Source organism: Mesotoga sp. UBA5557 (genome assembly GCF_002425715.1).
Lineage (GTDB): Bacteria > Thermotogota > Thermotogae > Petrotogales > Kosmotogaceae > Mesotoga.
The window spans coordinates 20994-42153 of the sequence record NZ_DIMV01000073.1; the positions used below are offsets into that span (position 1 = coordinate 20994).

Consider the following 21160-nt stretch of genomic DNA (forward strand, 5'->3'; position numbering starts at 1 on the left):
ATGAGATTGAGCGAACTGGTTGACAAATGTGGGACAAAAGTAGTCACAGACTTACCTCTTGAGGCTGACATATCGGATGCTTACATTGGAGACTTGCTTAGCGACGTAATGGGAAATGCCCCATCGAATTCTATCTGGTTGACTGTTCAGTCTCATATGAATATTCTGGCAGTTGCCACTATTGTAGGGGTCAAAGCAATTGTGTTGTGTAATGGTCTTCACTTCGACGCCGCGACTATTAGAAAGGCCGAGGAAACGGGAATCGTCCTTATGGAAAGCGAAGAAACTACCTTCGATCTTGCTTACAGGCTAATAGAGAGTGGTTTGAAGGGCTGAAGTGTTTTGCAGTTTCTTTGTGACTTTCACATTCATAGCTGTCTCTCTCCATGTGCCGAAATTACAATGACGCCAGGCGAGATTGCAAAAGTATGTGTATCAAGAGGGATCGATTGGATTGCTATTACGGATCATAACAGTGCGGGTAACGTTAGAGTTTTCAGCAGTGTTCTTCAAGAAGTGGGGGTTTCCGTGATCCCCGGCGTAGAAGTACACACACTTGAGGATGTTCACGTATTAGCATATTTTCCAGATGTTTCGTCAGCAGAAGGGTATTCTGCATTTCTTAAGAGAGAGAAGCTTCCGATAGTTACGATAGACCCTGAGATATCTGGTTATCAGTTGTTGGTGGATGAGAATGATTCTTTTGTAGGTATGGAGGAAATCTGGCTTGGACAGCCAGCTTCTCTGAGCATTTCTGAGACTCTTAAGACTGTAGAAGAGAATGGTGGGATTTCAGTAATGGCTCATATTGATAGGAAAATGGGTCTCATTGTGCAGCTCGGACTTGTACCAGAAGAATGTATAGAAGTGCCCATGGAGATTTCTTTTGAACGGACTCTGAAGCGGGGGCTGCAGACAAAAAACATTATACATTCAAGTGATGCACATAGTTTAGACCTAATCAAGCCCACGGTGTCAATTTCGGCCAGCACAAGAAGCTTCGAGGAGTTCAAAACTGCGATTTTTTCCTCAGGAAGGGCGTTGAGTATAATATGGGACTGAGAACAATCTGCGACCATATACTGGATATTGCTCAGAACTCAGTAGATTCTGGAACAAAAACAGCGAAGTTAACGATCGAAGAAAGGAAGGAAGAGACTCTCTTTTTCTCGGTTGTGGATTGGGGTAAGGGGATTAATGCTCAATCTTTGGAAGCAGTCATGGATCCTTTCTATACGGAAAAGAAAAAGAAAGTCAAGTTCGGATTAGGCTTGCCGATGTTGAAGTTTGCAGCTGAATCTACGGGAGGCAACTTCGAAATTCGTTCAGAGCCTGGGATTGGTACAGAGGTTAGCGCACTGTTCATTCTTTCAAGTGTCGACTGCCAGCCTGTAGGTGATGTCCCATCGACTCTATTTGCTGTGATTACTATGAAAGAAAATGTAGACTGGACAATAGAGAGAGTTCTAGATGAAGATGGTTATTCTTTCTCCTCGGCTCAATTCAGAGAAGTTCTGGGGAACGACTGTTTCGTTTTTCCAGTCAAAATGAAGATGATTCTTGAAATTCTTCAGGAGGCAGAAATTTCATTGGGAGGTTTATCGGATGTCCATTAGAAGATTATCGATTATTCTCAGTATGCTTTTGCTATGTGGGTTTGGTTTGGCAAGCATCGTTCCGTCAAGGATCGCTGTTCTTGACAACAGAGTGATCTCAGACAACGAAGTTCTAGAGATTCTGAACATTCAGCGTGGAAAGGAAATAAGCGGTTCTGAACTTGAAGAGGCGATAGAGAGAGTGAAGAACAGTGGTTACTTTTCCGATGTTTATCACAGCTTCGATGAAGCATCCAGACTTCTGACAGTTCAGGTCAAAGAGTACCCTGTTGTAGAGGTTTCAGTTGTTTTCGACGGTCCGAAAATCGTTGAAACATCTCTACTCGAAGCTGCTTCAGTTATCAAGAGTGGCAAACCTATGAATCCTTCAAGGTTGATGTATGATATTCCCTTAACCCTAGAAGCAATAGAGAGCAAACTGGCTGAAAGCGGTTATATAGAACCGTTTGTACGGGTAGAGTGGGAGACCGATAAAGACAGAGCCGACATTTTTTCAGGTAATGTTACTGATAAGGTGAAGGTCACTTTTACAGTTAAAATCTCTTTCCTGTGGGAGCTTTCGATCGATGCTCCAATATCGGATGAAGCTAAATCCTATCTCCTTAGTAGATTGGAGATAGATTATTTGAAAAAGTATTACGATACTTCGATCCTGATTAGATGGGTCAATTCTAAGAAAAAGTATGTTCCAAGAGTCGAAGACATTAACAGAGTCGTTCAGACGATTTACTCCACTTATTATGCTAATTCAAACGGACAGTGGGGATTCGATGACAGAACTTATCAGGCGATGATCGTGACATTGAATAACGCCCTGAAAAGCGTGAGACAGGTGACGCTTCCCGATGAAGTTAGGGAAAGCAGCGCATTATCAATGAGTATCACTTTCACGCCGATAGAGTATGTAAAATCGGGATTCGAATTGAGAAGTGTCTTTATTGAGGGGAGCGTTAACTTGCAGAAAGGAGAAATCCTTAGACAGACCGGTCTTGCTGAAGGTCAGATGGTTGACAACGAGATTGCGACAAAGGCAATTCAGGCAGTTCAAGACTTATACACCGATAGGGGTTATCCCTTTATGAGAATTGAGCCGGTAATTGATGAAAAAATCGGCTTCTTCAGTCTGAAGATAACTGAGCCTTTGGTGAGAGATGTAACAGTTGAATTTGATGGTCCAAAGAAGACTCAGGATTATCTCATCAATGACAAAATCGTCATTGAGAAGGGTAAGGTTTTGTCCTTGGATGAGCTTAGAAACACATATGCCTTCCTAAACAACACAGGTTACTTCTCGAAAGTGGATATTGCTCCTGTTCCTGTAGGTAGCGATGCATTGGATGTGAAGATCACACTTATGGAAACCGATAAAAACAACAGGATTGGTGGCGGCGGAGGATGGCAGAATGGTCTGAATCTTTATCTTGATCTCGGACTGCTCAATGTGTGGGGTTATGGTCAGAATATCTCAACTACGTTCAGTGTTACCGTTCCAATGCCCAACAACAAAGAAGTTTTTGTGACTGAAGGAGCCACGGAAACAACAACGAGAAGACCTGCCTTTGATGCCACTGTAGGCTATTCGATTCCCAAGATCGGTGGTTCCAGGCTTGACTTGGACACGGCCTTCAGACTGAAATTTACTGGATTTACGACAACAATCGATTCCACCGATACCATAGTAACCAAAGCTTCTCAGGATACAGAGTTCATGTTCTCATTTACTCCAAGTTACAAGCTGTCACCCGGACAGAAAATTGGGTTCACTGCGGGGTATGAGTATATTATGTCAGAGAGCAAGGTTTCTACAGAGACCAAGCCTGCGACTGGCGACGATACTGGGAGCGTCTCGGAAAGCTTTGACGGGCTGTTTACTGGGATAAGTTATCAGCTCTCTACCCGAGATGACATCCTAAGGCCGACAATGGGAAGTGAGTATCTTGCCGGCCTCACTGCTAGAGGTATCCTTGGGAAGGACGACAAACTGTTCCTTTCGGGATATGCAGAGTACAAGAATTTCATGTCAATAGGAGATCCAGTTCTTGGCTTCAGAATAAGAACGCAGCAGCTTTTCCCGCTCTCTTCAAACGGTGTCTTCAGAAACTATCTGTTTAGCCCGGACTCTCTCATTAGGGTAAGGGGTTCTCAGAGTATCGGCCAGAATTCCTACGGTGTAACTGTCGGTTCTGCCCAGCTGAGATATCCGTTGACACCGGAAACATCGTCAATACCTGTTGACATAGTTGGGTTCGGCGACTTGCTTTTCTATCGGAACAGTTCGGGCGGGGACATAATCGGAGGAAACTTTCTTGCTGACTTTGGTCTTTGCATAGATATATCAATTCCAATGATTGGGTTGGTTCGTCTTGGTTACGGATACAACACGAGCCTTGCTGAACAGAATTCCAAGTATGGCAAGCCGTATTATGGAACTCCCTTCTTTGGTTTTGGGCCTGCATTCTAAGAAGATAAAGAAAGCGCGGCTTTAGCCGCGCTTTCTTTATTGGTGAGTCAAGGTTAAACTACTGCAGTCAAAAAGTTAAGCACAGATTCTGAGTTCGCAACAGGGTTGTAGCCACCCTCCTGTACAATAAGCTTTTGAACATCAACTTCCTGTATGAGTTTCCCCATCATTGAGAAGTCCTCATTGTTCAAACTGAAATGGCCTATCCCGTCGTCTTTGTGGCTGTCAACTCCAAGAGAAATAATAAGCAAGTCAGGGGAAAAATCATCGATTTCCTGAAGTGCTTTCGAAAGAGTTCGCATATATTCAGGTCCCTCTGTGCCACCCGGAAGAGGGAAATTCATGTTGAAGCCTTCGCCCGAATCGGAACCAATCTCCCAAGAGTTGCCGCTTATCCAGGGGTAGAATATCTTTGGATCGCCATGAATGGAGACATAGAATACCGTGTCGTCGTAGTAGAAGATCTCCTGAGTTCCGTTTCCGTGATGGAAATCGACGTCAAGAATTGCAACGAAGCCTCTAGTGTGTTTTTGGTAGTATCGCGCGGCAATTGCTGCATTGTTGAAGTAGCAGTATCCTCCACCAGTCGATATACCGGCATGATGTCCTGGGGGTCGGCAAAGAGCATAGGAAACACTCTCACTGTCGAGGATTGAATCGACGGCGTTTAAGGCTGTGGAAACGGCAGCAAGCCCTCCAACATAGCAACCCGAGGTGACCGGCGTGCCAGTATCGAAGAGTTTGTCATATCCAAAGACCTCGGGGAAGTACTCTCTGTCTCTTGATACTGAGAGACTCTTTTCTCTTAACCATTCAACGTATTCTGGTGTATGCACCTGATAAAGATGAGAACAGTGGTAATCCCTTGGTTCCCTAATACGAAAGCCCGCGGTCTCCAGCGTGCTGCGGATTGCCTCTATCCTTTCAGGTTTGTCCGGATTTTCGATCCAAAGACCGTCTTCCAGTTCTTTCATAGGTAGATGAAAGAGATGTCTTCTGTCATAGTAAGTTATCAATTTCCATTCACCCTGTCCCCGGAAGGTCCAGTCTCAAGCTTGTCCACTCTGACCTGGTGACGTCCGCCCTCTTCAGTTGAAGTGAGAAAAGCTTCCACTATCCAACCGGCGAGTTCGCTGCCTATCAACCTTCCACCCAGCACGAGAACGTTAGCGTGGTTGTGTCTTCTGGCAAGTTCGGCCATTTCCGGAAATAGACAAAGAGCAGCGCGAACACCCCGATATTTGTTTGCGGCAATCGACATGCCAATTCCAGTCCCACATAGTAAAACACCGAAGTCGGAGTCTCCGGTGGTTACCGACTTACATACCTTATCAGCATAGTCTGGGTAATCAACAGATCGTTCACCAGATTCAGGACCGAAGTCGACCACTGAATGCCCCTTTTCTCTGATGTAGTTTACAACGAAATCTTTGAGCTGATAGGCAGCGTGATCAGAAGCAACTGCGATTTTCATGTTCATACTCCTTAGAAATGGCTTTGCTATTTGTACCAGCGGAGTACACCGGAAAGCCGTCCCTGGATTTTCACCCTGTTTGCTTCAACGACAATTGGAAGCATCTCCGGGTTTGAAGGCACCAGCCTAATCTTAGGTCCCTCGTTCTCATATCTCTTAAGGGTAGCATACTCGTCGTCTATTAGGGCCACAACAATATCACCGTTATTAGCCCATTCCTGTTTTCTAATGATAACAAAGTCACCGCTCATGATATGAGAGTCAATCATGCTGTTTCCGGTTACTTTCAGCATGTAGTATTCAAAACCTCTTCTTATCATCCACAAAGGAACAGGAATTTTCTCTTCCTCAGTCTGGACAGCTTGGACAGCCTCACCCGCTGCTACGTTACCAATAACAGGGAGCATGACAACATCTTCGCCAGGTTCAAGCGATGAGCCGTCAGGACTCTTCAAGACTCTTATTCCTCGAGAAACGCCGGTTCTTTCAATGTAACCCTTCTTCTCAAGTGACTCAAGATGCTTTGCCACTCCCCTTGGAGAAGATATTTCAAAGTCTCTGCAGATATCTCTTATGCTAGGCGGGTAACCATAGAGCTTAATGAAATTCTCAATGTACTCCAGGATCTTCTTTTGTTTCTCGGTCAGAGTCAATTCATTACACCCCCTATTCTTGGCTGGGTTACTAATCAACGACAACTGCCATCGTAGCGACGGTATCGTTTTCTTTTAGGTCCACTATCCTAACTCCCTTGGTTATTCTTCCGGTCGGTCTAACTTGTGAGATAGGAATTCTTATTGACATGCCCAACTTGGTCGCAAGAATAATCTCGTCTTCGCTGGTCACTACGAGAGTTCCGACAACAGGACCGATCTTCTCGAGTCCGTAGATGTTCTTTACACCCATGCCTCCACGATTCTGGCATCTATACTCGGAAATGCAGGTTCTCTTTCCTCCTCCCTTTTCTGTAGTTGTCAGGAGGAATCTTTTGTCGTCAGCAGAAACGATGCTGGCTCCAACGACCTCGTCATTCTTCTTCAGTCTTATGCCCATAACTCCTGCTGCTCCTCTTCCCATTGCACGTACCTGTACAAGCGGAAATCTAGTTACCATACCGTTCCTTGTTGAAATAATAATGGTATCATCTTCCCTTGATGCAAGTGAAGCATCTATCACCCTATCGTTCTCGTTCAAACCGATTGCCCTAATTCCAGATACCCTCACATTCAGGAAGGCCTCGAATACCGTCTTCTTGATCTTGCCAGATCTAGTGGTAATAACCAGATGCTTTCCTTGAACCTCTTCCTTTCTCGTTGAAAGGACTGCCTGTACGTTCTCATCGGGATCGATCTTGATGTAGTTGGCGAGAAGCTTTCCCTTTGAGTCTCTCGAAGAGTGATCGATGATGTGGTTGCTAAGTACGTATGCTTTTCCCTTTGATGTGATGATAACTGTCTTGCTAAGCCTGGTTGTTGTAAGAATGTTGACAACGAAATCCTCTTCGCCCGTTCTTACTCCGATGACGCCTTTGCCACCACGCCCTTGCTTTCTGTAACTTTCAAGAGGTGTAGATTTTATGTACCCCTTCTTTGTTACCATCAAGACGATCTCTTCATCCGGAATCATGTCTTCGATGTCAAAATCCCTTCCATTGCCCAAATCAATCCTAGTGCGTCTAGCATCTCCGTACTTGGTCTTTATTTCATCGAGCTCCTTAACAATGATCTCATAGACCTTTTCATCACTTCCTAGAATCAATCTGTACTCGTTGATCTTGGCTACCAAATCCCTGTACTCACCGAGAAGCTTCTCGATTTCCATTCCTGTAAGCTTACCCATTCGCATGTCTAGAATCGCGGCGCTTTGCTCCTCAGTTACTTCAAGTGTTTCCATCAGATTCCTGGATGCCTCTTCCGTATTAGCCGAATTCCTTATTATGTCTACAACTGTATCAATAGATCTTGTCGCCTTCGTCAGCCCCTCTACAATGTGAGCTCTTCTGGATGCTTGCTCAAGATCGTATTCAGTCTTTGCTCTAATTACATTGAACCGGTGAAAAAGAAAGCCCTGAAGTATTTGCTTAAGATTCATTACTCTTGGGCGCTTCTTCTCGTCGATAACCAGCATGTTCACGCTAAAGGTTGTTTGAAGCTGTGTATGCTTGAAAAGAAGATTAAGGACTACGTTAGGATCGGCACCGCGTTTCAGTTCAATAACTACCCTGAGCCCTTTTTGATCGGACTCATCCCTTATGTTTCTTATCTGAAGGTCGCGGTGGTTCTGAGTTGCGCTAACTATCTGCTGAATTAGATCTGCCTTCGATGTGTTGTAAGGTATCTCATGGACAACTATTTGAGGACTTCCACCTGACTCTTCAATCTCGGCAATAGCTCTAACGGTGATTCTTCCTTTCCCCTCCTCATATATTGAAGGGATGGATCCAGCATCCATTATCATTCCGCCAGTAGGAAAATCCGGTCCCTTCACGAATTTCAAGAGATCGGAAACCGTACAATCTGGATCCTTTATCAGCAGATTTAGGGAATCAACGATTTCGATTAGGTTGTGTGGTGGTATGCTCGTCATCATTCCCACGGCAATTCCAGAAGTGCCATTCAGGAGTAGGTTTGGGATTTTCGTAGGAAGCACATCAGGTTCTGAAAGAGACCCATCGAAATTCGGCATCATCGGTACGGTGCTCTTATCGATGTCCTGAAGCAATTCTTCTGCAAGAGTTTGCATTCGTGCTTCGGTATACCTCATTGCAGCAGGAGGATCTCTATCGACTGATCCGAAGTTGCCCTGCCCTTCGACAAGAGGATAACGCATAGAGAATGGTTGAGCCATTCTCACTAGAGCGTCGTAAATGGCAGCATCGCCGTGGGGATGGAACTTTCCCATGACTTCTCCGACTATACGAGCGCTTTTCTTGAAACTCTGATTATGGCGAAGACCCAATTCCGACATCCCGAAAAGAATCCTTCTCTGAACAGGTTTCAGACCATCGCGCAGATCCGGAATCGCTCTCCCTACTATAACGCTCATAGAGTAGAGCATGTATGAATTAATCAGTTCATCATCAATATTCTTGTGGATAATTTCTTCGGGCAAAGACTTATTCCTCCTCTACTTGTCATGAGACTTTGGCGCCTGGAAGCAGATCCTTATGAACAGTTAGCAGTGAAAGCGCATTTCCTATCTTTGCGGCAAGAAGCATCCCGTTTGACTCAATCCCCATCAGTTTTGCAGGTTGAAGATTAGCGACCACCACCACCTTCAGACCGACCAATTCTTCCGGGCTGTAGAATTGAGCGATTCCAGCTACGACCTGCCGCTTGCCAAGTTCACCTAGATCGAGCTGCAACTTGACAAGTTTCTTGGATTTCGGAACGTTCTCCGCCTCAATTACAGCCGCCACCCTAAGTTCAACCCTGGTGAATTCGTCGATTGATATTAGAACGTTATTTTCAGTTTCGGGCTTAGTATCCTGACCGTTCAAATCTGTCACCTTCTTATGTTTTTCTATGTCAATTCTCGGAAAAATCGGTTCACCGTGACTGACTCTACTTCCAGAATACGGATCGGCCCAGTCAAGGTCTTGAAGAGTCATTCTCGACTCAATACCTAATCGTTTTCGAATCTCCTTTGCAGTATTGAACATAACCGGTTCAATCATTAACGACACATTTCCAAGAACACAAACAAGATTGTGCAGGACAGTGTCTAGTCTCTTTTTCTTTTCGTTGTCTTTCCCGAGCTTCCATGGCTCAGTCAGATCGATGTATTTGTTACCATATCTTATGAGTTCCCAGACACTTTCAAGTGCCTGTGTGAACCTGAGTCTATCCATTGAGTCCACATATGTGGAAAAGGTGCTTTCCGAAAGCTCTTTAAGGGACTCATCAACCATCTCTTCTACGCCTCTTTCAGGAACAACTCCGTCATTGAACTTCTGAATCATAACGACTGTTCTATGCAGAAGATTACCCAGATCGTTTGCAAGATCTGCGTTGATCCTGCCAATAAGGTTGTCTTCGGAAAAGTCGCCATCGCGACCAAACTGGATGTCCCTTAGGAGGTAGTATCTCAGAGCGTCGTTACCGTAAACCTTGACAAAGGTCATCGGACTTATCGCGTTTCCCAATGACTTGGAGATCTTCTGACCATTAATTGTTAGCCATCCGTGGGCATAAACCTGCTTAGGCAAAGAGATTCCAGCAGACATAAGCATAGCTGGCCAAATAATCGAGTGAAAACGATTTATCTCCTTTCCAATCAGATGCACATCGGCGGGCCAATACCGTTCAAAGGAGTCGTGATCATTCGGGAACTCGATTGCACTCAAGTAGTTTATCAGCGCGTCCACCCAAACATAAATCACGTGTTCTGGATCGTCAGGCATCGGTACCCCCCAATTGAAAGACGTTCTCGTTATACTTAAATCCTTCAGCCCGGATTCGAGAATTTTCAGCATTTCATTTCTTCTAAAATCCGGTTGGACAAATTCAGGGTTCTCTTTGTAGAGTTTGAGAAGAGGATCATTGTACTTAGAAAGTCTAAAAAAGTAGTTCTCTTCACTCACCCATTTCACTTCGCGACCACATTCTGGGCAAGTCTTTCCTTCCTTCAGATCTTCCTCATTCCAGAAAGTTTCATCTGGTATGCAGTACCACCCTTCATATCTCCCCTTATAAATATCACCGTTTTCCTTTAGTCGTGAAACGAATTCCTGCACGGCTCTCATGTGATTCTCATCAGTAGTTCTCACGAACCCATCGTTCGTCAATTCAAGATCTTTCCAGAGCTTTCTAAATTTGGCGGCCATTATATTGCAGTATTCCTGAGCATTGATATTTCTCGTTAGCGCTTCATTCAAGACCTTTTGACCGTGCTCATCGGTGCCAGTGAGGAAGAATACTTCATAGCCGGAGAGTCTCCTGTATCTGGCAATTACATCTGCAATTATTGTAGTATAGGCAGAGCCAATGTGAGGCTCACTATTTATGTAGTATATTGGCGTGGTAACATAGAACTTCTTCACAGGACACCTCCAGAAGTATTATATCATTTACCTAGCTAAATGTATACCAGGGAAAATCACTCAAAGCGTTTCGAAGAGCGAGATTAAGCTTTGTATCTGATCAACGGTTTTCTCTGGAAGATTGGGCGTCTTCTCAATCAGATCCCTATTTAGATTGACCACTCTTTCGTAAATATTTTTCAGATTTTGCTCGAAGCTACTTAATTCTTCTCCAGATAGATTTGATCTGCCCCACTGTACTGCGAATTGCAGTGTTTCGTCTGGAGTTGCCGGTCCCATGTTCTCACAGGCCCATACGTGTTTCCGGACAACCTCAAGTATCTTCAGTTTCTGTGCATCTATAGAATCAACAATCGAGGGTATTGAGTTCAAATATTCAATGTAGATGTCCTCCCAGTCCGGGTATCTGTTCCATGTGCCGGGAAGAAGAGTGATCGCAAGATCAAACCAGTAAGTTGCTCGATCACCACTTTCGTATACCAGATCTATGATTATCTGCCTGAACTCTCCGCTTTCTCCAAAGGCAGAGACCACAGTGCTTTCTCTAGAATTGATGAAGTTGAAGTACTTCTTGAGTTCGCTATTCAAGCTTGTGTATAGGCGGCCAAGAATCCTTGGCGTCTGGCGCTCGCTGAACAGTATAACAGATGATTCATAGTAGTCGGCAGCATCGAGTATCATCTGAATCTGTGTAATGAAGTAAAGCTGTAAGCCCGACACAAGTTCAGGATTGTCGAAAACCGAAGCGTGCTTCTGGAAGAACTCAGCGAACGGAAGAGTTCTAATGCTTGTTCTATGAACCGGAATTATTTCGGGATCTCCCTTGAACTCAAGTATTATGTCAGAGGAATACTCATCCTTCCCTGTTAGAATCGATTTCATGAGCTCCGGGTTGTCTCTCGCTGTCTCAAGTCGCTGTGCCTTTGTTCCCAGGCCTGCAATATACCATAAGGGTTTGCCAAATACGGGATACAGTCTGTTTGAAAGTTTGAAATCGGCTAATGCCTTATCATAGAACTCCGCCGCCTTGGAAATATAGAAGTTGTACTGGTTTATTCGATTGTTTATCTCATCCAATAGTTTTCTGATCTCGCTCTGTCTCTCTTTTTCAGCTAGCTCAAGAAGATCGATTTGATTGGCGCCAGGATACTTCGATCGGATCTCGCTTCCCTTCACATTCATATAACTCGCGACATCTTGCAGGTGAGCGTAGTTGCCAGAGAAAGTGCTGATCTCATTCTTGATTTGCTGAAGAGCACTTAGATTGATGTTCTGTGCTTGATTATAGTAAGCAAGATAATACTGCTGGTTAGTTTGTCCAATTCTGAAGAAGCCCTCTCCAAGAAACGCCGACGTCTTCAGGAAGATCAGTACGGCGGCTATAGCGAACAAGGCAATCACAGCAGGAACTCTTGGAAGCTTTCTTTCCTTCAGATCTGGATTGAAGTACTTTCCAACGGCGATAGATCCCAAAAAGATGGCCAGCATAAGATTTGGCTGCATGTGGAGAGGAAATTCAAAGAAACTGTGAACTGCCAGGGAAAATATTCCCGCTCCCAGGGAGCCATAAAGCAGCAGATCCCTCTTATTGTCTATTCTGAACAAGTTTTTTACGTACCTGAAGACCAGTAGGCCGACCATCAATACAATGAAGAGGAGGCCGATGATTCCCATCTCTCCCAGACCCTGGACGTAGTCGTTGTGAGTCCTCTTGAAATTATTCCATACAGGCATGAAGTCAGGACTATGGTTAAGTACTTGAGGACTGTATAAGAGATGATACAGCTGAAACGTTCCGATTCCACTCCCGAAAGGAATTCTCAGCTTATTGGTATCATCGAGCCACTGGAAAAGCGAGTTGTACCATGCTGAGAACCTCTCTTTCCACGATCCAGAGGAAGTTAATACATATTCAAGTCTGGCAGTGATATTGATTTTTCCGTCGCCGGTCAGGGGAGATGGTGTGAGATAAAGATATGACAATACGGCTATGATTACTAGAGCCAACAGAAGAAAGATGAGTGAGAGTCTTTTCAACTTCTTCTCTTCAGAGGTTTCCAGAGCTTCTGGCTTCTTTCCTTTCCTCAAGAAGAAGTACAATAGCAAGAATAGTAGATTGCCTATGAATATCGCAGTTATTACCGTTCTCGTCTGTGATACAAATACAGAGGCTACCATCGGAATCAAGAATACCAGCATGATTATCTTAAGGATAAGTTGACTTCTTGCACTCTTGAACAGAATCCCGAGTGGTCTTCTGGAGATCAGGAAATAGAAGATCATAGGAATTGTCATGCCCATGTAATCAGAGACGAAATTCGGGTTTCCAATAGTCGATCTAGCGGAGGCTCTTGCAAAAGGTTCTCCGACCTTGCCTAGAAAAATGTCAAATCCCAGGTAGAAGTTAAGGAGTGCATCAGCTGCGACAACGGCTGCTCCAATCAAGAAGAACAGCATAATTACTTCAATCTTCTCGACGGAGTCCCATTTACTGGAAATATAGATCGCGGTGAAGGAAAGGAACACAACATAAAGAGCAATCTCCAAAGAGTACCTGAAGTACTGAGGATTGTCCATCGAAACCACAATCAACGAGAGTAAGGCAGCGATTCCGATTCCGAAAAAGGCCAGATGTACGTACCCAAACCGCATCAAAACCTCTCTCTTCCTAATAAACACAGAAAGGAAGATTACTGTGAATCCGACAACGTAGAAGAGATGTTTTCCGGTTGAAGGCTCGTGTGTGAATCCCTTGGTGACAAACAAAGGAATAAACAGAGTCAGAATCAGATAAACAATGGTTTCGAAGTCTATTAGGTGTTTCTTCTCCGTCATTAAGACCACCTCGAAAAATGAGATTAGAATTCTACAAAGAGATACCTTCTCAATATGTTGTCTTCATAGCTTGCCAAAAAGCAACGTTATTGCCTGAAACATCTACTTGCTGGTCCTCTTCCTTCTCTTTTTTCTTTTTCCTTCTTCGTTGTAATAGTAATAGTAGTGGTAGTAATAGCTTGAATTCTTCTCATCTACTCCATTGACTATTACTCCAAGAATCTTCACTCCCACGGTCTTGAGATTCTCCACAACTATTCTCAAGCCATCTTTTATTGCCTTTCCGGGCCTAACAACTAGCACGATTCCGTCTAACTTGTTTCCCACCAAAGAAACGTCTGAAGTGACAACCGCCGGTGGCATATCTATCAGAACCCTGTCATATCTCTGCTTCAGTTCAGAAAGGAGAGTGTCGATCCTTTTCGACGAAAGGACTATTGTGGGATTCGGGGGAATGCTTCCCACCCCTATGAAATCCATGTTTTCAGCGTAGTTCTCGACAACTTCATCAATTGAGGCAGTTCCCATTATCACATCCACCGCGCCCTTGGTTCTCTTGCCAGCTTTAAGTATCTTTTCGACCCTGGGGCGACGCAGATCAAGGTCCAAGAGGACTACTCTTTGACCGCTGTTTGCCATTGAATAGGCGATATTTGCAATTACAAAACTCTTTCCCTCAGTAGGGAGAACCGATGTAACTGCCACTGTCTTTCCCTCGCCCATCGTGAAAGAGAGATTGCTTGCTGCAAGCTTTATCGATTCTGAAGAAGGGGCGGTCGGGTTTTTCTCGACATACATTTCTTCGCTTGTTCCTTCGATACTCGGAATTCTTCCGATTATCGGCTGCCTACTGAAACGTTCTATCTCTTCCTCTGTCTTGAGAGTTTTGTCGAGGTACTCGGCAAGAAAGACCATTAGCATTCCAAGAAAGATCCCCAAAACTCCTCCAATGGCCAGAGATAGTTTCTTGTTGGGTTTCACCGGCGACTGAGGCACGGTCGCGGGGTCGACAATTGCAGCGTTTCCAACTACGGCAGCTTCACTGATCTTTGCCTCCTCAAGTCTCTCCAGAAGCAAGGTGTAGAGGCTCTCTTTAACTGCTATCTGCCTCTCAAGATCGAGCAGCTGTTGCTCCTTTGCCGGCAGGTTTCTCAGTTCAGATTGATACTGGTCCCTCAAAAGACCGACTGCCTGAATCGAAGCTTGAAGGATTTGAAATCCTGCTTCTGAACTGATGACGCCAGTTATTATCTGCTGGTACGCAGGATTCAAGGTCATGCCCTGGCCTGAGATTATGAACTCGTTTTGAATCTGTTCTGCAATCAAACTCTCAGTCTTCGAAATCTCTGTGATTTTCGATCTCACTCTAGGGTCAGTTTTTGGATATTGCTCCTCCAGCGAAGCAAGCTCAACTTGAAGAGTTGCAAGGCTCTGTCTTAGACTGGTAAGCACGGGGTTTACGGAAAAACTCTCAGATGTTTGAACCCAAAGTGCCTTTATGCTCTTTGAATCAGTGCTGTCAAAATCGTCGAGCATACTCTGGTAAGTTTCGATTTCTGCTTTCTTCTCTTCAGCGGAGATCATCAGTTCGTTGTGCTGCTTGTCATAGTTGCTGAGCATTTGGAATAGTTGATCGGCATGCTTGTCGAGTACGTAGATGCCTGTTTCTTCTTTGAACTGCTTTATCTTATCGGTAGCCTCGTTCAGATCGCTCTCCAGAAGTGGGATCTGTGCCTCAATGAATTCACGTTTTCTTGTCAGGTCTCTTTTTGACAATTCTGCCAGTTTGGTATTGTAAACCTCGGCTAGGGTATTGGCGATATCCCTCGCAAGAACGGGGTCCTTGTTCTGAACTGAGACTCTGACAATCCTGGTATCCTTAACAGGTGAGACAGTTATCATTGATGAAATACTTCGCGTGAGTGAAGCTACTAGATCACGGTCCGAATAACCTTCCGATAGTAGCCGAGCCTTCGTCTCTTCTGAATATACTCTGTCGACCAACCCGAGCACTTCGATTATCTCTTCGATGTTCGTCCTGCTCTTAATAAGTTCAACCTCGGTTGAGATATTCGATCCCGAGCTCCCTGTAAGGGAACTACTAAAGAGATCCCCCACAGATGATTGAGAGGTTGGATCGACCTTGATGGTGACGCTGGCTTCATAAATTGGCGTAGCGAAAATGAGATAAACGCCTGTGACAACAACTACTGCAAGTACAATAGAAACGAAGAGAACCATTCGCTTCTTAAACATTCTAAAAATGTCTTCAAGAGTTAGTTCCCTATAATCGCTGCCCTCGAACTCGCTCACGAAAGCACCTCCATCTAGAGATAGTAATCGTTCAAAAAAAACCTACATCGATCATCGTGAAAATCTATGAAGAGTCTGTTGTCGCCAGACTTGTGTTTATCGCTTCCAATGATCTCGGCTATTCCCTCGTTGATAAGAACCCGAGTCTTGGGATTCTTGTCCAGACTGTTCCAGTTTACCTGAAAGAGAACTCCCATGTCTCTAAGCCTAAGTATATCGTCTGTAAGCTCTTGCTTGCCAAAAAACAACCCGCCTTTTTTGAAAAGGTATTCATAACGCTCAACATGAGCAAGTATTATTCTTAATCCCTTGACCTGCAGTTTTTCGATCACTTCAAACAGATAGTGAGGTCTTCGCTGCGTTGGAAGCTCCAATAGAACAGTGTCTGACCCACCCATAGTAATCAGATCGACGTCCAGTATCTCTGGTCTAAAGAATATCTCAGAGCCAAGCAAGACTTCAACTGAGTGAGAGTTCAGTTCAAAATGGTATTCGTTCCATCTCTTCACTATCTGTTCAGGATCCGAAGGACTCATCGGGGAAAAAAGGTGAGGTGTCAAGTAAAGTCTCTGAAGCCCCTTGAGCTTCATTTCTTCAAGGAGTGCCAGAGACTCCTCAATACTATCAACACCGTCATCCACTCCAGGGAGCAGATGGCAGTGAGAGTCGATATTCAATGCAGATCAACCTCACTTGAATATGCCGACGGCCGAATTCACTATGCTAAGCGATGAAGCAACAATCGACATGATGTCTTTGATGTTCACGATAGACGACTGGGGAACGAAAATGATGTTTCCCGGCGTCAAAGGAACGTTGCCTTTCGCAGGCTTCCCCTTCTGCTGATCAAGATCAAGTACCAGAGGCTGTTTGTCAGGGTCCTGGAACAGCAGCGCGTTACCTAAAACTGCATAGCTTGTGGGACCTCCCGCCTCGACGACCGCCTCGATTGCCGTTATGCCATCATAGAACCTTACAACTCCCGGTCTCTGCACTTCGCCAAAGACGTACACTCTGGCGGGTTCAGAATAAGGAACATATATCGTTGACCCCGGTGGGACAATCCTTCTGGTTAATGTGAGGAAATCTTCCGGGGTAGTAATCACTTCTTCAGTCTTTCCGGAATAAGAGATGAAGATTCTGCCCCTGGTTTCGAAGCTGGCAAGACCCCCTGCAAGACTCAGTAGTTCTGCAAGCGAAAGCTCCCCATATTCTGAAACAGAGAATATGCCTGGTGACTTGACGTCTCCTACGACAGTAACGAATGAATCATAGTTTCTTAGCGCAACAATGGTATCATCATCCTTAACATAGCTTCTAGCCAGTTCCTCGGTCTTCAGTGCATCTACCAGCTTTATTGTGCCATCGATTCCTACAAGACTGAGCGTAGTCACTGATTTGTCGAGTCCTCCAGCAACTGCAATCGCTGTCGCCAATGAAGGTTTTTCTCCGCTGATCTCGTACTTTCCAGGTCTTACTACATCGCCGAGCACTGTGATTGATATCAAAGATTTGCTCGACACATAAATGTATGAGTTGTCTGATAGAGGATCCCCTCGCTTTTGCAGAACCGATGCGGTGAACTCGCTGACGGATTTTCCATCATGAATTACTATCTTTCCAACCTGATTCTCGTCAACTATTCCGCCCGCTTTTGCTATTGCATCAGAAAGAGAATGGCTTTCATCTACGCTAAATGTGTAGAGGCCTGGATTGTTTACTGCACCCAGAACAGTTATCCTAATCACCTTTCTTGGAACGATAACCGTGCTTCCCGCTTCAATTACCGTGTCTCTACCTTCGTTCTTGACTTCAGCCAGACTAATCGGGAGAATCTCTCCGGAAGGCATAAGAATCCTAACTTGGTCTGAAGCAGTAATCTTCTCTCCTCCTGCTCTCGCAAGTGCTCTGAGAACAGTGATCTCCTCTTCGAAGGAAAACTCATACTTGCCAGGAGAATTCACCTCTCCGCTAACATAAACGTAGCGGTCATCTCCGGCAATATACACAGTCTGACCTGCCGACAAATGAATGTCTTCACCTTCAATTAGATCGAACCAGCGAATCTCTCTATCTTGATCTGTGATCTTTATATTCGAAGCGGCCCTATTTGTTAGACCGCCGGCCTTGGAAATGGCTAGCATCAGGCTAGGGGTCTCATTCTTGTAAAACTCGACGATTCCCGGGTTTCTAACTTCTCCAATTACATTCACTCTAACAGCCTCATAAACTGGTACATATACGAAGGACCCATCTTCAAGCGTAAGATCGAGGGCCTTTCCTAGTAGTATTGGGTCAACACTTACTGTGGAAGTTCTACCAAAGGGATCTGTTATCTGTATCTTGTTGCTGAGTGCAAGTGGCGTCATCCCGCCAGCTCTTGCAATTAGAGTAGTCAATGTAACTTTTTCTCCTGGTTCGAACTGAACTAATCCTGGGCTATTTACCGCACCAACCACAAATATCTGGCGGAGAACGTTGGGATACACGATTATCGATCCGGGTGAAAGTACCATGTCATTATCTTTGAGATCGGAGATCTGTCTTTCTCTTCTTGTTCCGTCGGGGAGAATCACAGTTACTCTACTGTTTGAGTCAAAATCAAGCAGGTTATGCTTTGCAAGGGCAGTTCTAAGGGTGATCTCCTCATTACTAGAAAAGTCAACTCTCCCGCCTTTTTCTCTTGAGATAACGTAAACGAACCGTTCTGAAGTCTCGGGCACGTATACTATTGAACCACTTGTTATCTGTGGATCAAGTGATATGCCCTTTATAACTGCCTGAAGGTCAAGTTTCTTGCGTTGGTCGGATTCAACTATTTCAACGTTTTTTGATAGAGGATCGATTAACCCTCCGGATATTGCTATTAGCTTTGTCAGGGTGGGATTCGGTTCTTCTCTGCTAATCAATTTGAGCCCAGGCTCCTTTACACCACCAAGAATGTACACATATCTTGATTCTATCTCGGGCACGAAGACTGTTGCTCCATCAGGAATAGACGGAGGGGTATCCTTCGATAGATCATCCATAGTATATACGGTTATTGAGGCTGCTCTCGAGTCAATTACTGTTATGCCGTATCTGTCAGCATAGTCATCAAAACCACCGGCAGCGGAAATCACGGTAGCCAGGTTGAAGGGGATACCGGGTTTCAGGGTGATTGTACCGGGGTTTCTTACTCGCCCAAGAACATTCGCCACGTTGCTTGCCTGCGGATAGAACACAACACTTCCTGTCTCAAGTTCCCAGTCAGTCTTTATTAGAGAACTGATAGGAATCCTTCTTTCGCCGCCGTCAGGAGATATCACTCTTATTTCCTTCTCTGAGGAAATCTCTACGAGATTTAGTTTCGCCAGAGCGTTTCTCAATGTGATCTTCTCTCCCGAAGAGAAGTCAACTTTGCCTCCGCTGTTGTCGGAGATAACGTACACGAATCTGTTGTCGATTCTTGGAACATAGATTAAATCGTCATACTCAATTTTTGGGTCTATTGAAAGACCTTTAAGAACTCTATCGAGATCGATGTCGATTATTTTCGTTCCTGAAAGAACCTGTACTGAAGAAATGTCGGCATTTTGCGAAAATCCTCCACCCGCGCTAATGGCTCTGGTTAAGAGAAGGTCATCTTCATCTAGCTCGATTTTTCCGGGTCTTCCCACTTCTCCAAACAAGTATACCCAAGTGCTGGTGTCAGGAACAATTACGATTGAGCCGGGTTCAAGGAAGTAATCCTTCTCTTCCAACTCCGAGGCAGGGATCTCTAGATTAGTACCGTTTGAACTAATAATCGAAATGGACTTGCTTGACTTGAAATTAAGGAGATTGATTCTGGCAAGGAGGTTTCTCAGGGTGAAGGCTTCATTCTCTTGAAAGTCGACTCTTCCTCCCTCTGTGGAAGAGACAACGTAGACAAATCGCTGTTCTTTCTCCCTAACAAGAACGATAGATTGCGGTTCTAGGACCAGAGAGCTTCTAGTGGCCTCTTCTATTGACAAGAGCCTTGTTCCATCTTTCATAAGAACCTCGACAAGTCCTGCCTTTTCACTAAGACCGCCTGACTTAGCAATTGCTCTACTGAGAGTGATTTCTTCGAAATTTGAAAAGGGTAGAGAGCCTGGGTTTCTAACCTCTCCAGTTACAAAGACCGTCTTCTCTCCGTGGGGCATAATAATCATCGAGCCTGCCTCGAGAAGCATATCCTCTTTTTCGATGGAGTCATAACGTTTTCCAGAAGGTTCAACTATCACGACAGAATCGAGACTAGATGGGTCGTATAGGTCTACCTTAACCAGAGCATTTACAAGAGTAAGATTCTCGTCGATGCTGAATTCTACTTTTCCGCCGAATGATGCTGAAGCGACATAGACGAACCTTTCTCGCAGACGAGGAACGAAGACCGTGTCACCCGGATTCAATTTCACGTCCTCGATTGAACCGCTCAAGAGCTTATCGACTTCAAAGGACTCAGGTACCGCGACGCCGCTTCTCAGAATGTACAATCCTTCTGATGCAGTTTGTCTTAGGCCGCCGGCCTCTCCAATTGCCTGTAGAAGGGTAAGTGTTTCACGGTATGGTAGCGATGTTGGGTTGTTGAACTCACCAAGAAGTTTCACGGATTTTGATGAAGAATCGTTTGCTATTACGATACTCCCGGCGGGGACTTCCGGGTCGCTTACTCTTCCAAATAGTATACTATTCAGGTTTATTGAGGATGAGTTGCCCTGGAATTCATCGCTAATGATCAGAATCTCTTCTTTGTCGGCCGTTTCGGCAAGGCCGCCCGACTTAGCAATAACCTGGGTTAACGTAATGCCTGGATTGAATTTCACTAGAGTAGGTGACCTGAACTCTCCCATAGTCAAGATCCATGCTTTTGTACCCGTTGGAACGTATAGGGTTGAACCTTCCGTAATCTTCTCCTTCAAAGCTTCGCCTGCCGACAAAATGGAAGACAGATCGACGTGCTTTCTGGTTCCATCCTTATAGACAACGAAGGCAGAAGAGAGATCTGCCCCATCCTGGAGCCCGCCAGCAAGGGCAAGAAGCTGAGAGATTCCGATCGTGCCTTCATGCCACTCTATCGCCCCTGGTTTGTTTACTTCCCCAAGGATGTAGAACATGAATGGTGCATATGATTTCACAGATACTGTAACCTGTGGTTTAGATGTAAGGATGCCCTGATTTAAGAACTGAGAAGAAAGCAAAGATTGGATTTCTTCGAGAGTCTTTCCCAGTAAAGCAATATTTCCTAGCGGTGGAATAGAAGCGGTACCGTCAGGACCAACAAGTACTTCGCTGGAAAGATCGCCTGAACCATAAACAGATATTGATAGCAGATCACCTGGTCTAACCGAGTATCCGAAAAGGGAAACTGTAATAACAAGCAATATTAGAAGCGGGATGATTCTCAAACGCATGTA

At 44.8% G+C, this 21160-nt stretch carries 13 protein-coding genes; 4 read left to right on the forward strand and 9 right to left on the reverse strand.

What is annotated here, in order from left to right; translation table 11 throughout:
* Genes B3157_RS10165 through B3157_RS10180 form a run of 4 tightly spaced genes read left to right on the forward strand, consistent with a single transcriptional unit; the run spans position 1 to position 4077 of the window.
* Positions 1–336, forward strand: coding sequence for an iron-sulfur binding hydrogenase (locus tag B3157_RS10165; RefSeq protein WP_214060629.1), 336 nt, complete (start codon positions 1–3; stop codon positions 334–336).
* A gap of 6 nt (positions 337–342) precedes the next feature.
* Positions 343–1062 (forward strand): PHP domain-containing protein, encoded by a 720-nt coding sequence (locus tag B3157_RS10170; protein ID WP_292590341.1) that lies wholly within the window; start codon positions 343–345, stop codon positions 1060–1062.
* Positions 1053–1616, forward strand: coding sequence for an ATP-binding protein (locus B3157_RS10175; protein WP_292590342.1), 564 nt, complete (start codon positions 1053–1055; stop codon positions 1614–1616). Before B3157_RS10170 ends, B3157_RS10175 begins: the two co-directional genes overlap by 10 nt.
* On the forward strand, positions 1606–4077 hold the full coding sequence (locus B3157_RS10180; RefSeq protein WP_292590343.1) for a POTRA domain-containing protein: 2472 nt from the start codon (positions 1606–1608) through the stop codon (positions 4075–4077). Before B3157_RS10175 ends, B3157_RS10180 begins: the two co-directional genes overlap by 11 nt.
* A gap of 53 nt (positions 4078–4130) precedes the next feature.
* Here the strand turns inward: B3157_RS10180 and B3157_RS10185 are convergent, their stop codons facing one another.
* From B3157_RS10185 to B3157_RS10225, 9 genes are all read right to left on the reverse strand, one after another.
* Positions 4131–5093, reverse strand: a complete 963-nt coding sequence (locus B3157_RS10185; RefSeq protein WP_292590344.1) for a histone deacetylase family protein — start codon at positions 5091–5093, stop codon at positions 4131–4133.
* The gene (gene rpiB, locus B3157_RS10190; protein ID WP_292590346.1) at positions 5090–5551 is read right to left on the reverse strand and encodes a ribose 5-phosphate isomerase B; all 462 of its coding nucleotides are present in this window, start codon (positions 5549–5551) and stop codon (positions 5090–5092) included. Before rpiB ends, B3157_RS10185 begins: the two co-directional genes overlap by 4 nt.
* 26 nt (positions 5552–5577) lie before the next feature.
* Positions 5578–6204, reverse strand: a complete 627-nt coding sequence (gene lexA / locus B3157_RS10195) for a transcriptional repressor LexA (protein ID WP_099828772.1) — start codon at positions 6202–6204, stop codon at positions 5578–5580.
* Between the two features lie 31 nt (positions 6205–6235).
* The gene (gene gyrA, locus B3157_RS10200; RefSeq protein ID WP_214079209.1) at positions 6236–8662 is read right to left on the reverse strand and encodes a DNA gyrase subunit A; all 2427 of its coding nucleotides are present in this window, start codon (positions 8660–8662) and stop codon (positions 6236–6238) included.
* Positions 8663–8684: 22 nt separating this feature from the next.
* Positions 8685–10592, reverse strand: coding sequence for a methionine--tRNA ligase (metG, locus tag B3157_RS10205; RefSeq protein WP_292590348.1), 1908 nt, complete (start codon positions 10590–10592; stop codon positions 8685–8687).
* 60 nt (positions 10593–10652) lie between these two features.
* Complete coding sequence (locus B3157_RS10210) at positions 10653–13427, reverse strand: O-antigen ligase family protein (protein WP_292590350.1); 2775 nt, start codon at positions 13425–13427, stop codon at positions 10653–10655.
* Positions 13428–13529: 102 nt separating this feature from the next.
* Positions 13530–15740, reverse strand: a complete 2211-nt coding sequence (locus tag B3157_RS10215; RefSeq protein ID WP_292590351.1) for a GumC family protein — start codon at positions 15738–15740, stop codon at positions 13530–13532.
* Between the two features lie 14 nt (positions 15741–15754).
* Positions 15755–16417, reverse strand: a complete 663-nt coding sequence (locus tag B3157_RS10220) for a CpsB/CapC family capsule biosynthesis tyrosine phosphatase (RefSeq protein WP_214060328.1) — start codon at positions 16415–16417, stop codon at positions 15755–15757.
* 12 nt (positions 16418–16429) lie between these two features.
* On the reverse strand, positions 16430–21157 hold the full coding sequence (locus B3157_RS10225) for an SLBB domain-containing protein (protein ID WP_292590353.1): 4728 nt from the start codon (positions 21155–21157) through the stop codon (positions 16430–16432).
* Positions 21158–21160 lie beyond the last annotated feature (3 nt).

Excerpts from the sequence above, each read along its gene's own strand:
- B3157_RS10165 (WP_214060629.1), top strand. The coding sequence starts at position 1 with ATGAGATTGAGCGAACTGGTTGACAAATGTGGGACAAAAGTAGTCACA.
- B3157_RS10175 (WP_292590342.1), top strand. The coding sequence starts at position 1,053 with ATGGGACTGAGAACAATCTGCGACCATATACTGGATATTGCTCAGAAC.
- B3157_RS10180 (WP_292590343.1), top strand. The coding sequence starts at position 1,606 with ATGTCCATTAGAAGATTATCGATTATTCTCAGTATGCTTTTGCTATGT.
- rpiB (WP_292590346.1), bottom strand. The coding sequence starts at position 5,551 with ATGAAAATCGCAGTTGCTTCTGATCACGCTGCCTATCAGCTCAAAGAT.
- B3157_RS10210 (WP_292590350.1), bottom strand. The coding sequence starts at position 13,427 with ATGACGGAGAAGAAACACCTAATAGACTTCGAAACCATTGTTTATCTG.
- B3157_RS10225 (WP_292590353.1), bottom strand. The coding sequence starts at position 21,157 with ATGCGTTTGAGAATCATCCCGCTTCTAATATTGCTTGTTATTACAGTT.